The sequence below is a fragment of the Loigolactobacillus zhaoyuanensis genome (assembly GCF_003946385.1).
Classification (GTDB): Bacteria; Bacillota; Bacilli; order Lactobacillales; family Lactobacillaceae; genus Loigolactobacillus; species Loigolactobacillus zhaoyuanensis.
In genome coordinates, this window is sequence record NZ_RHOE01000008.1 from 1 (window position 1) to 13,668 (window position 13,668).

A 13,668-nucleotide genomic window follows, 5' to 3' on the forward strand; every position below is an offset into this window, starting at 1 on the left:
AGAACATACCTTAGCAGCGTAGAAATATTTACTTTTGTCTAACTTTTGTGTTGCACTTCAAAAAGAAGCCTAACAATGTTAGGCTTCTTTTTTACATTATTTTTTTAACCCTAGTCGGTGCTGGCCGTCAGCACACATGCCTAGTAACGGACATTGTGCGCATTTAGGCGTCCGCGCCAAACACTGGTAGCGACCAAAATAAATCATTTGGTGATGGGCTGTGATCCACAATTCTTGCGGCAATAACTTCATTAGTCGCTGCTCAATTTCCAGAACCGTTGCTTTTTGTGGTACCATATGCAGCCGTTTAGTCACGCGCGTCACATGGGTATCCACCGCAAATGCTGGAATGCCAAAGGCATCCGCTAAGACCACGTCAGCGGTTTTACGGCCGACGCCGGGTAATTGCATTAAATCAGCTCTTGTCCGCGGGACGACCCCGTTAAAGTCGTCTAACAAGGCCTGACTAGCCGCCTTCATGTGCTTGGCTTTATTACGGTACAACCCAATACTACGAATATCCTGTTGCAACGCAGTTTCAGTTGCTGCTGCCATTGTCTGTGGATCCGGAAAATCAGTAAATAATTGCGGCGTCACTTTATTAACTGAAATATCGGTGGCCTGAGCACTAAGCATCACCGAGATCATATACTGAAATGGGGTCCGCGCATCTAGTGACGGCTGCGCATCGGGAAACATTTCGCCCATGATCACAACCGCTTGCTGCGTTTGTTGTTTCGATAACATCCCTGTTGCCCCCTAACTATTGCTTATCGTCATCAGTAGGTTCCGCCCAATTATACATTGGGATCTCAGGAATCGCGCTGGTGGGCTTTGCTGCTGCACTAGAACTAGCCTCTGGCTGTCGTTGCTGCCGTTTTTCCTGTTCGTGCTGAATTTGTTGTTTGGTGGTCAAGTGCTTCCGTTCCCAACTCAACAAAATACGATCCATGTACTTTAAACTATAAGCTTGATTTAAAACTGCCTCACGTAAAGCCAGCGTCACGATATCCGCTTGGTAATGATCTTGATCCAACCAGGCCGCGATAGTTTCATACTCCATCGGCGACAGCGGTCGACCAAATTCAGTTTCAATTTGTTCAAATAACTGCTGCCGCGAGTTGGTTGTTTTCTGTTCAACGACTTGCTGGTTTTGCTGACTGAGATAAGTCGCCAATTTCCGATACATTAGCGCGAAATCATACTGATCTTGGCTGCGGCCTTGTTTGTCCTGTGTCGTATCAATAGTTAAAATTTTCTTTTGGATCATGCGGTGAATAATTTGATAAACCTGCGTGCTGGAAAGACGTAACCGTTGAGCAATAGTCACCATTTCTGGGAAGTGGTCACCGGCATCGTAAAAACTTTTTAACTCTAGATAAACTAAAAATTCGTCATTAGTAATGCCTAATTCATGAAAGTGCGCCAGCAATAAACTGGAAACAGTTGTCTGCCCAGCATTAATAAATTGTTGCATAAAGGTATCGTCCATACTGCCATCCTTTTCTAACAAAAAAAGCGCCGCAATTGAACCAATTCCGTTCAATGTGCCTAACGCTTTTTTATTGCTTATGGGTAAATGCGGTTCAACAAGCGTGGGAACGGAATCGTTTCACGAACATGATCGACGCCACAGATCCACGTCAATGCCCGCTCTAAGCCAAGCCCAAAGCCAGCATGCGGCACACTACCATACTTACGCAGATCTAAATACCAGCTATATTCCTCAGGATCCAAGCCAGCTTGCTTGATCTGCTCCAACAAGTAGTTATAGTCAGTTGCCCGTTCACTACCACCGATAATTTCGCCATAACCTTCTGGCGCCAACAAATCGGCACAAATGACCACGTCTTCACGAGTTGGATGTGGCTTCATGTAAAATGGTTTGATCTTCTTTGGATAGTTTAAAACGAAAACAGGCTGTTCAAACTGATCAGCTAAGAAAGTTTCTTCCGGTGAACCGAAATCGACGCCCCATTCTACATCAAAATTATTTTTCTGCAACAGTGTGACCGCATCATCATAACTGATCCGTTGATAAGGTAACTTAGTATAGCGTTTAAGTACGTCCTTATCTCGTTCCAGTAGATCCAATTCATAATCACAATGATCGAGCACATTTTGAATTAAATAGGCCACGTATTCTTCTTGAACCTCCAAACTCTGTTCTTGATGGATAAATGCCATTTCTGGTTCTAACATCCAAAATTCAATCAAGTGCCGCCGGGTCTTAGATTCCTCAGCTCGGAAAGTAGGACCAAAGGTGAAGACTTTATCAAAAGCAAGAGCACCCGCTTCAGCGTATAACTGACCACTTTGTGACAAGTAAGCATCATGGCCAAAGTATTCCGTATGGAACAATTCCGTGGTGCCTTCTGGGGCGCTACCAGTTAAAATCGGCGCGTCCATTTTAATGAAGCCGCGGGCATTGAAGAATTCATAGCTGGCGCGAATCACTTCGTTACGGATCTTCATGATTGCAAATGGCCGCCGCGAACGTAGCCATAAATGACGATGATCAAGTAGAAAATCAACACCGTGCTCTTTAGGCGTAATTGGATAGCCTTCACTTTCACCAACTAATTCAAGATTAGAGATCTCGATCTCATAACCAAACTTCGACCGTGTATCTTGGTGGATCGTGCCATACACCCACATGCTAGCTTCTTGATGTAATTGCTTCCCTAATTGGAAAATTTCTTCACTAACGGCAGCTTTAACTAAAACGCCCTGGAAAAAAGCAGTCCCATCGCGTAATTGTAGGAAAGCAATTTTCCCGCTGGAGCGCTTATCGGTTAACCAAGCCCCGATTTTGACCTCTTCATCGACATGATTTTTTGCGTCAATGATATTAATTTGTTGAACCATTTAAGAATTTCCCCTATCTCACTATTTTATGGTGCTTTTTTCTAAAGTAAAAAGCGTTGATGTTCGTGGCGGTGCGACTTGGACTTGCCGTACTTTGGCATAGTCCAATCGACAACGGAAAGTAAGCTGTACCTGATTTAAAATGAACTATTAGCTCACATTTGCTAGTAGTGTTACTAAGAACGAGCGCCAGTATCCATTCAACTTAGGCAAAAATCGCCTAGTTGAAACATGGCCCTATCTCACTATTTTATGGTGCTTTTTACTGCAGCAACTAGTTCTACTGGTTACTTTTGGTTTGAATGAAGTCAGCTAATCGTTGATAGGCAGCCAACAATGACGCTTGATCATTTGCGTAACTGATGCGGATGTGATCAGGTTGACCAAATGCTCGGCCAGGGACCACCGCCACGTGAGCCTCTTCTAGCAGGCCGTCAACGAATGCCTCTGTCGTCGCATACCCGCATAACGCAACCGCGCGCTTAACATTAGGAAATAAATAAAAAGCGCCTTGAGGTTTTTCGGTTAATTCAAAACCAGGTAAACTTTGAATTTTAGGGAATAGAAGATTCAACCGCTGTTCAAAGGCTTGGCGCATGTCTTCTGTATCCTGCTGATCACCCGTTAAGGCTGCGATTGTAGCGTATTGTGACACTGTGGTTGGATTACCAGTGGCATGACTGGCAACCGTGGTCATTGCTTTGATGATCGCAGGGTCACCTAGGACATAGCCCATCCGCCAGCCGGTCATTGCATAAGTTTTGGAAACGCCGGTAACTAGTAGCGTGTTTTTACAGATAGCTTCACTTAAACCCACCATCGAGGTGAACTGATTTCCATTATAAACTAAATTGCTATAAATTTCGTCAGAAATCAGTAAAATATCATGCGCCACGGCCCAATTCCCGATGGCAGTCAATTCAGCAGCTGTATAGATCAACCCAGATGGATTCTGTGGTGAATTCAAAACCAGCGCTTGCGTCTTCGCTGACCGTGCTTTTTCCAAATCAGCGACAGTCACCTTATGGCCAGCCCCTGTTGTTGCAACAGAAATCGGTGTGCCGCCAGTTAAATTGACCTGTTCGGCATAGCTGACCCAAAATGGTGCCGGCAATAAAACCTCATCGCCAGGATTCAAGATCACTTCAAAAATCAAATATAACGCAAACTTAGCGCCAGTAGTCGCAATGATTTGCTTATTGTCATAATGAACCCCTGTTTCAACCGCAATTCGCTGTCCAATCGCGGTTTTTAATTCTGGCAACCCGCCAGCTGGTGTATAAAAGCTGGTCTTGCCTGAACGAATAGCTTCAATGGCCGCTGTCTGAATATAGTCAGGCGTTACAAAATCAGGCTCCCCGATTGCTAGATTTATAACGTCGATCCCGTTAGCGATCATTTCCTTAGTTTTAGCCGACGTTGCCAACGTGGCTGATGGTTGCACCTTCATTACATTTTTCGATAGTGTCATACTATCACTCCCCAAACCTATATATTTTTGATCAATTTAACTGACTTACCTGTTTTAAAATCCAGTGTTTGGTAACCTAAATGGCCGTTTTTATCGGCAAAAGCGATCTCCCAAACTGGTTTTTTCTGATAAAGTCCTAGAGTTGCATTATAAACCTTTTTCGGTGCCTGCGTCCGCCAAACCTGTTTTAAGGCTGTATTCCGAGAAATGCCTGAGCTTTGATTCAACACGGTGATTTTGCCACCTTTTTGAGCAATGATCACAAAAACGGGTTGCTGCTTCGTTTGCCCAGCAACTGTCAAATAACTTTGTTTACGGTTGAACCAATAAAAATCATCCACAGTGGTCACATGACCATATTTTTTGGCCAAGGTGACTGCTTCACGCCGCGCCGTCACTGCAGGTTTATTTGCTGCATGATAAATGAATAATGCACTGACAATGATCACTAAAATCACGCCAATTAAACTATATGATTTCCAATGTTTACGCATGATTTCCCCTCTACATGGCTTTAGCTGTCAATAAAGTCGTCTTCTTAATTAATTATTATAGCAGATTTTACCACATCGTTTAGCCTGAAAATTTTAAACTTTTCTTGCGAAAAATTCATTAGCCGCCGTTGCTACTTCGGTGAGGCTGGCAGTTGTTTTTGGCAATGAGGCTGGCAAGGTTTTAAGCATCCTTTTGCCATAAGATGTCGTTACAATACGATCATCAAGTATGACCATCACTCCGCGGTCATCACTGGTACGAATCAGCCGACCAAAGCCCTGCCGCAGCCGTAATGTGGCCTTCGGCAAAGCTTCCTGGAAAAATGGGTTGCGCTTGGCCGCAGTTAGTTTCTGGTAGCGTGCTTGCGTTAAAATACCATCCGGCGCTTCAAACGGTAGCCGTGCGATCACTAATTGTTCCAATGCTTCCTTAGGCAGATCAATGCCTTCCCAAAAACTGCCGGTACCTAGCAGTATGCCGCGCCGACTGAGGCTAAATCGTTTGGTGATCCGCTCTTTACTGCCAGTCATCCCTTGCGCAAAAATTTCTCGTTCTAGTGGCAAGTTGGTCTGCAACAACGCGTGATAAACTTCCGCGATCATTTGCAAAGAGTTAAACAAAACCAATGTTTGGCGCTGATTATCATGGGTCAACTGATAAACAGCGTGGGCGACGTAAGTGGTGTAGGCGTGATCTGCGGCACCGCGAATCGCTGGACCATCATTGACCACAAAAAAGGCCGCCTGGCGTTTATAACGAAATGGACTGGCAAATCGCTTCTCCACCACTGCCATATCGGTCAAGCCCATTTGTTGCTTAAAATAATCAAATTTGTGTGCCACCGTTAATGTAGCACCCGTAAAGACTGGTGGCGCAAAATGTGCTAGCAGCTGTGCCACTAGTGGGGTAACATCCAAGCGACTAATTTGTAACGTTAGGCTGGCGGCGTCACCATAATCCTTAGAAGTCAGCCAGACTAGCTGGCCGCCGTCATGATCAAGTAATTGAGTAAAAACCGTTCGTAACAGGCTGCGTACTTGAAGCAATTCTTGCAATTGTTGTTCAAAGTTAAGCCATAATTTTTGTTCACTGACTAACCAACTGGCTTGTTCACTTAACAAGCGCTGACTTAGCTTATCCGCCATTAATAAACAATCGTTAAGTAAGCGGCGTAGCTTCTGGCCGGCACCTTGATTAGTTTCCACCCAATCCGCCAACTCAGCTGGCTTCAGTGGTCGTTCGATGAAACCATTACGCCGATCAGCTGCGATCTGGTCAACAATAAAGTCGGTGTACAACTGGGTCTGTAGCTGCAACAGTAGCTCACCGAACTCGGTAAGCCCATAGTCTAACGCCGCGATATTATAACTGGCCACTGGATCAGCGGCTAACAAGCTAGTCAGCGTCGGCTGTGTCGATTTACCAGCCAGAGATTTATGTAGTCGTTTTAGTAGCTGCATGATCGCGCCGCCGATAATTTGTTGACTGCTAGCCTTCAAAGCCGCATCTGGTAATTGTTGCGCTTCATCGACAACTAAATAACTGCCGGCCGCGAAAAAGTGTTCATCATTGGCGTGCTGACTTAAGAAGGCATGATTAGTCACTAATACATCAGCTTGCTGCTGTTGCTTCCGCGCCGCCAACCAAAAGTCATCCGCCGCAAATGGTGCATCTTGTGCGATAATTTCGTGACTGTGATGACTGATCTCCGCAAATAACGGTGAATGATAAGTTGTTAAATGCAATTCAGCAAAATCACCCGTTTTAGTCATCGTCAACCAGACTAATAACTGCATTTTCAATAACTGGGTCTGCTTAACGTTATCCGCCACTTCCAATGACTGACTGAATTTAGCCAGATCAATGTAGTGTTGCGGACTTTTAACGATCGCCGCCTGTAGATTGACGTCTAAAAGCTGATTTAGCAGTGGTACCGTTTGCTGAACAAATTGAGTCTGCAACACAGCGGTCGACGTACTGACTACTAATTGTTGCTTGCCTTGCAGCAAAAAACTAAAGGGCAATAAATAACCCAGTGACTTACCTAAGCCAGTGGCGGCCTCCAAAATCATCGATTGTGGCTGCTGCGTATAGTTTGTATAGATCAGATCCATCATTTTACCTTGGGTTTTACGCCATTTCAATAGCGGCTGCAAATAGTGTTTCTTTGCCGCGTCTGTATCTGGGTAAGGTTTAGTCGTGGTGGTCAAACGCGTTGCGGCGATCACTTTTTTACGGAGGGCCAACCCGTGACTAACATACAAGTATTCTGGCAATACGGTGTCATTCTGCTGGGCGTGTAACGCAAAATAAGCACTAGTCTCCCGCGCCGAGCGTGTGGCGCATTTAGCCAAGGCTTGGCGTGTCACCAGCGGCAAATTGGCCAAGCGCTGACTGAGCGCAATAAATAATTGCGCCGTGACCAACGCATCACTATCAGCTTGGTGCGGATTAGTGTGCTCGATCGCTAATAATTGAGTCAAATCACTGAGCCGGTAACTGACCGCGGTCGGCAATAAAATTTGTGCCAACTCCACGGTGTCAACGGCCGCTAACTTAAGAGCTGGCTGCCCCACCCGTTGCAATTCAGCATCCAAAAAAGGATAGTCAAAATTTACATTGTGGGCTACAAAAATAGTCTCGCGCAGTAACCGACTAATGGTTGGCGCCACGTCTTCAAAATACGGGGCCACCTTTAAGCGCCGCGCTGTTAAGTGCGTCAATTGTAAAATAGTCGGCGGCACTTCCCGCTCGGGATTAATATCTAAAGCAATTTGATCAATGACTTGGCCATGTTGTACCAAGGCGCAACCGAATTGGATGATTCGATCACCGTTTTTTACGCTAGTGCCGGTAGTTTCTAAATCAACGATGGCGTAGATCGAGTCTTTATTCATGGTCGGCATCTGGTCTCTTTTCTTTGAGTTTACTAGTAGCATATTAGCATTTTCCACCTATAACGGCAATTCAATTAGGTTGAACACTTATTTATATGAAAGCTATTTCATCTCTTTATAACTAGTATTTACTTTATTCACGACAATGTATAAACTATTGATGAGTGCACAGATAAAATTAACTAAATGCAGCTTGAAATTAAGAACTTTATAACTGATCTAATCTAAACGTGTCTCAAAAGCGGCTTACTAAATGCTTTTTGAGATATTCGCTAATTTAAAAATAGAAAAGAGTGGCGCAATGACTTTAGAAAAAGGCATCGGTGTAAGCAACGCCAAAATCATTTTAATCGGTGAGCACGCTGCAGTTTATGGTAAGCCGGCGATCGTCGTGCCTTTAACGGCAGTTAAGCTGACCGCAGTAACCACCGCCATTGAACAAGGCCAATTAATTGAAAGTACTTACTATACTGGTCCGTTAGAACGGTCGATCAAAAGTTTCGCCGGCATCCGTAAATTGATCCAAACGATCTTGGCGCGGCTAAATCAGCGCCAAGCCAATTTTAAAATGACCATTACCAGCGAGATCCCAGCTGAACGCGGCATGGGTTCCTCTGCTGCAACTGCAATTGCCGTTATCCGCAGTTTATATAGCTTTTTTGGTCAGAAAATCAATCGGGCGATGTTACTTGAACTAGCAAATGTTGCCGAAAAAATCACCCATGGCGATCCCAGTGGTATGGACGCAGCAACTACCAGTGCCACGGCACCAATTTGGTTCGTTAAAGGTCAAGCCAGTTACAACTTACCAATTAACTTAGATGGTAATTTAGTGATCGCCGATAGTGGTATCCGCGGCCAAACTGGTCCCGCGGTGGCAACTGTTCGCGAACGGATGGCTGATTTCCCGCAAGAAACCGCAGTCTTCATGGATCAATTAGCTGAGCTAGCGACATCGACTCGCAACGCCATTGCTTCACAGCAACTGGCCCAAGTCGGCCAAAACTTCACCAGCGCCCAATTGATTCTACAAACTTTAGGTGTCAGTAATCAAACCATCGACCACTTGGTTTTCGTGGCTCAACGCAATGGCAGTCTTGGTACTAAATTAACCGGTGGTGGTCGCGGTGGCTGTATTATCGCTTTAACCGCCGATCAGGCTAATACGGATCGACTATTAGCTGCTTTAAGGGCTGAAGGTGTCACTCAGACCTGGATCCAGCCGCTCGCTCACCTCAATCAACTAACGAATCGAGAATTGGACTATGAATAAATCAATTACGGCCCGTGCTCACACAAATATTGCACTGATCAAATATTGGGGTAAAGCTGATCCTAAATTGATCATCCCGCAAAATAGCAGTCTATCGCTCACGCTAGAACCATTTTATACCGATACCACCGTTCAATTTTTGCCAACACTGGACCAGGATCAAATTAGTATTGATGGTCAGCTACTAACGAATGTAGCCGGCCTGCGCGTACGGGAATTTTTAGATTTAGTCCGGCAACGAGCTGGTATTCAAACTTTTGCCCGCGTCGCTTCCACTAATCATGTCCCCACTGCTGCCGGCTTAGCCTCATCGGCTTCTGGCTTTGCGGCTTTAGCTGCTGCCGCCAGTAAAGCTGCTGGACTTGAACTAAGTTTGCCCGAATTATCGCGCTTAGCTCGCCGCGGTTCTGGCTCGGCGACCCGCTCAATTTATGGCGGCTTTGTTGAATGGCAAAAAGGCCACAATGATGCCGATTCGCTGGCGCTCCCTTTTCAAGAAAATATTGATTTTGACATCCAAATGATTGCTATTTTGCTAGACCCACGGCCGAAAAAAGTCGCTAGTCGCGCTGGAATGGCCCAAGTTGTTGCGACTTCGCCTTACTACGCCGCGTGGCCACCCACCGCTGAAAAAGACTTGCTGGCGATGAAAGCGGCAATTCTTAAAAAAGATTTAAATTTAATCGGACAATTAGCTGAAACTAACGCAATGAAGATGCACGCCACCACACTCAGCGCGAATCCGCCATTTACGTATTTTGAACCAGAAACGCTGCAAGCGATTGAAATAATTCAAAACTTGCGTAATAATGGTATTTCTTGTTATTATACTATGGATGCGGGTCCGAACGTGAAGGTTATTTGTTCGGCCAAGGAGACGCCCGCAATTCTTGCGCAGCTACGTCAACACTTCCCTGCCGATCATTTATTGGTGGCTAAGCCTGGCCCTGGCATTGCGTATATTTAGGGAGCATAACGAAAGCGTGCCAACTAAGTTAGAACGGCAGCTTTGGTTACACGCCCATATCTATTGTTGTGGTTGAAAGGAAATGATTGTTTGATAACGGCTCAGGCCCCTGGCAAACTATATATCGCGGGTGAATACGCAGTTGTGGAGACTGGTTTACCCGCTGTTATTGTCGCATTAAATCAATTTGTGACGGTCAGCATTGAAAAAAGCGCCGATTTTGGCAGTATTGCTTCAAAACAATATCAGGAGAATTCACTTTATTGGTTACGCCAAGGTGACGAAATGGTGTTTGATAACCGGGATAACCCATTCCACTATATTCTCTCGGCAATTCGGTTAACGGAAAAATACGCGTTGGAGGCTGGTAAACGATTATCTCTATATCATTTACAGATCAACAGCGATTTAGATTCCGCCGATGGTAAAAAATATGGCCTAGGCAGTTCAGCGGCGGTCACCGTCGCAACGATCAAAGCTTTATTGGCTTACTATGAGTTACCACTGGCTAAGGATAAACTTTATAAATTAGCTGCGATCGCTCATTTAGACGTTCAAGGCAATGGCTCATTAGGCGATATTGCGGCCAGCGTTTATGGTGGCTGGATCGCTTATCAGGCTTTCGATCGTGATTGGCTCCAAGCAATGCGCCGTGAGTCGAGTCTGACCGAATTACTTGATCTTGAATGGCCACAACTAAATATTGAATTACTAACACCGCCAGAAAATTTACAATTGATGATCGGTTGGACTGGCTCACCGGCCTCAACGTCGCAATTAGTCGATAAGATCACGATCGCCAAAGCTAAAAAACGCCGCGCTTACCAACAATTTCTGAATCAGAGTACCGCTTGTTTACAAGCGATGATTGCCGGTTTTAAACAAAAGGATCTGACCATCATTCAAACTCAGATCAAGCGTAACCGCGAATTATTACAGCAGCTAAGCGATTTTAGCCATGTTTCAATCGAAACCCCGCTACTGAAAAAAATGTGCAACTTAGCCGAAGAATTCGGCGGTGCTGCTAAATCCTCTGGTGCCGGCGGTGGTGACTGCGGTATTGCGATTTTAGATGCAGCTCAGCCAACGCAACAGTTAGCCGTCAATTGGGAAAATAACGGTATCGAACAATTGGCATTAGCCGTGCACAACGTGACGATTTAAGCCGCAACGTTGTGGCTACAGCCAGCCTAGCATTCTTGGAGGTAACTAAATGACTAAACTATCCCCGCATGCTCATCGTAAGGATGAACATGTTTTTTTAGCAGAAAAGTTCTATGCAGCCACGCAAGCAAATGACTTTGATCAAGTTCGGTTCATTCATCAAAGTTTACCGGAGATTGCTGTGGCCGAAGTTGATTTAACCAGTCAATTAGCGGAGCAAACCGTCGCCTTGCCTTTCTACATTAACGCCATGACTGGTGGCAGCCCGCGGACGCAACAGCTTAATCAACATCTGGCTACGATCGCGCGAGATTTAAATATTCCCATGGCCACCGGCTCGCAAAGTGTTGCTTTGAAGGAAACTGAACTGGCCGCTAGCTTTGCAATTGTGCGCCAAACTAACCCTAATGGCGTTATATTGGCTAATATAGGTGCTGATGTGACTTTAGCTCAGGCTGAACAAGTCATCGATATGCTGCAAGCCAACGCCTTACAGATCCATCTCAATACGCCACAAGAGATCGTAATGCCTGAAGGCGAACAACGTTTCTATTGGCTAGATAATTTAGCCCAATTAGTTGCTAAATTACCGGTACCGGTCATCGTTAAAGAAGTCGGCTTCGGGATGAGCCACGAAACATTAGCACAACTAATGGCAGCAGGCGTCCAATACGTTGATCTTGGTGGTCGCGGCGGCACCAATTTTGTTGAAATCGAAAATGCTCGCCGACCGCAACATGACCTCGATTATCTGACCGGCTGGGGTCAATCGACTGTTGAATCCTTACTGGAAAGTCGCGCTTATGCCCAGCAATTGACGATCTACGCTTCTGGCGGCGTGCGCAATCCACTGGACATCGTTAAAGCATTAGCCCTAGGTGCCCGATCAGTCGGCATGGCCGGTACCATATTACATCATTTACAAACAGAGGGACCCGCTGCAACCAGCGCTTTGCTAAGTACGTGGCGCGACCAACTAAAATTGATTTTCGCCCTGCTGGGTTGTCGTAACGTCAGTGAATTGCCGCGTAAAGCACAGCTGATTTTCAGTCCTGAATTATTAAGCTATGCGAGTCAACGCCAAATTAAACTATAAAAAAGACAGAATCCAAGTGGATTCTGTCTTTTTTAGTCTTCTGTTTCGCCGACATCGGCCACAAAACGCAGGCCTTTTGGGAAAAAGTTTTTCATTGTGGTGCCCGTCAATTTACCGAAACCAACCGATTTTTCTTGATAACGTAGTAAATACCAGCCCTTACCGGTTATTGGCAAGGTAAAGGTTTCGCCGTGAACATACTTCACATATTGTGCTGTCGTTAGATCAAGTACCTGCTTAGCGGTGGTCAACGTCAAGGCTAAAGCGTAGGCGGGCTCAAACCGATTGCGTTTGAACATCCCTAGCGGCAAGCCAGGGCGAACTACTTTCAAGCCTTTCAGCGCGATGGGCTCTGGCTGCGCAAATAAATAATCACGATGGACTAATAAATGCGGATAGGCGGCGCTCGGCAACGTCGCCTGGGCAAATTCTTGCCATAAAGGCTGCTCTTCCTTCGTTAAAGCAGGCGCCACCCGTTTACTTTTCTTCGATTGCGGTTTAACTACCGCTGTAGGTGCATCCGCCGCTAGCTGTAACTTAGCGATAAAATGACCTTCCCCGGCAAATAAATGTGGAAAAAGCCGCAAAGTTCCGGCCAACGCTGGATTATCATCGGCCCATTCTGGGCGGCCTGCACTCATGCCCGCTTGCCGCGTGATCGGCACCACCGTCAATGGGTACTGCTGCAATAACCAAGCGATAATTTGCTCGTCCTCTTCAGGACTAAACGTACAAGTCGAATAAATGATTTCCCCACCAGGCCGCAACATTTTTAGTGCTTCGGTCAAAATTTCGCGCTGGCGTTGCGCACAAGCCAGCGGATAATCTGGTGTCCAATACTTTTTAGCACCCGGATCTTTGCGGAACATGCCTTCCCCGGAACAAGGAGCGTCGACTAAAATCCGATCAAAAAAGCTGGGAAATTTTTGTGCTAACCGCTCTGGTGTCTCATTGGTGATCACGGCGTTAGTAATGCCAAAACGCTCCACATTTTCGGCTAAAATCTTGGCCCGCTTTGGCATGATCTCGTTAGCCACCAATAAGCCCTTTTGCTGCATAAAACTGGCTAAATGCGTGGTCTTACCACCGGGTGCGGCACATAGGTCCAGCACGCGCTCGCCGGGCTGTGGCGCTGCGACAGCCCCAACTAGCATTGCACTAGGCTCTTGGCTATAGACATAACCTGCTTGATGATCCACTTGACGGCCTTTAACCGCGCCATAATAGCCCCACTGCGTCGTCGGTACTGGCTGAGTCAGATCTAAGCTCACCGCCTGCGGATTTGGCTTCAACGGATTAAGTCGAAAACCTTTATGTCCTTCAACTTGAAAGCTGGCTAAAAACGGCACCGCGTCTGCACCCAGCAGGCGCTGATATTTTTCTGTAAATCCTTCTGGTAACAAACTAGTTCCCCTTTTCATTTAAATCAAGCACTGC

Annotated in this window: 11 protein-coding genes; 4 read left to right on the forward strand and 7 right to left on the reverse strand. The window is 45.9% G+C overall.

The genetic code is table 11. From position 1 onward, the window contains the following. Positions 1–96: 96 nt before the first annotated feature. The 6 genes from nth to EKM76_RS02960 form a co-directional block, all read right to left on the reverse strand. Positions 97–747 (reverse strand): endonuclease III, encoded by a 651-nt coding sequence (gene nth / locus EKM76_RS02935; protein ID WP_125549185.1) that lies wholly within the window; start codon positions 745–747, stop codon positions 97–99. A 16-nt stretch (positions 748–763) separates the two neighbouring features. Then, positions 764–1,513, reverse strand: a complete 750-nt coding sequence (locus EKM76_RS02940) for a DnaD domain-containing protein (protein ID WP_225417860.1) — start codon at positions 1,511–1,513, stop codon at positions 764–766. A gap of 56 nt (positions 1,514–1,569) precedes the next feature. Continuing rightward, on the reverse strand, positions 1,570–2,868 hold the full coding sequence (gene asnS / locus EKM76_RS02945) for an asparagine--tRNA ligase (RefSeq protein WP_125549186.1): 1,299 nt from the start codon (positions 2,866–2,868) through the stop codon (positions 1,570–1,572). Between the two features lie 280 nt (positions 2,869–3,148). After that, entirely contained in the window at positions 3,149–4,339 is a 1,191-nt protein-coding gene (locus tag EKM76_RS02950) for a pyridoxal phosphate-dependent aminotransferase (RefSeq protein WP_125549187.1), read from the reverse strand. A 17-nt stretch (positions 4,340–4,356) separates the two neighbouring features. Next, positions 4,357–4,833 (reverse strand): cell wall elongation regulator TseB-like domain-containing protein, encoded by a 477-nt coding sequence (locus EKM76_RS02955; protein ID WP_125549188.1) that lies wholly within the window; start codon positions 4,831–4,833, stop codon positions 4,357–4,359. Between the two features lie 93 nt (positions 4,834–4,926). After that, positions 4,927–7,740, reverse strand: a complete 2,814-nt coding sequence (locus tag EKM76_RS02960; protein WP_225417861.1) for a helicase C-terminal domain-containing protein — start codon at positions 7,738–7,740, stop codon at positions 4,927–4,929. A 244-nt stretch (positions 7,741–7,984) separates the two neighbouring features. Here EKM76_RS02960 and mvk point away from each other — a divergent pair, with 244 nt between their 5' ends. From mvk to fni, 4 genes are all read left to right on the forward strand, one after another. After that, on the forward strand, positions 7,985–9,004 hold the full coding sequence (gene mvk / locus EKM76_RS02965; RefSeq protein ID WP_225417862.1) for a mevalonate kinase: 1,020 nt from the start codon (positions 7,985–7,987) through the stop codon (positions 9,002–9,004). Then, a complete protein-coding gene (mvaD, locus tag EKM76_RS02970) occupies positions 8,997–9,971 on the forward strand; it encodes a diphosphomevalonate decarboxylase (RefSeq protein WP_125549189.1) in 975 nt (324 codons plus the stop codon). Before mvk ends, mvaD begins: the two co-directional genes overlap by 8 nt. A gap of 90 nt (positions 9,972–10,061) precedes the next feature. Next, entirely contained in the window at positions 10,062–11,135 is a 1,074-nt protein-coding gene (locus EKM76_RS02975; RefSeq protein ID WP_125549190.1) for a phosphomevalonate kinase, read from the forward strand. Positions 11,136–11,184: 49 nt separating this feature from the next. Beyond that, on the forward strand, positions 11,185–12,231 hold the full coding sequence (gene fni, locus EKM76_RS02980) for a type 2 isopentenyl-diphosphate Delta-isomerase (protein WP_125549191.1): 1,047 nt from the start codon (positions 11,185–11,187) through the stop codon (positions 12,229–12,231). Positions 12,232–12,263: 32 nt separating this feature from the next. On the opposite strand, the gene EKM76_RS02985 is transcribed toward fni, so the two are convergent. Then, a complete protein-coding gene (locus tag EKM76_RS02985) occupies positions 12,264–13,652 on the reverse strand; it encodes an RsmF rRNA methyltransferase first C-terminal domain-containing protein (RefSeq protein ID WP_191986900.1) in 1,389 nt (462 codons plus the stop codon). Positions 13,653–13,668 lie beyond the last annotated feature (16 nt).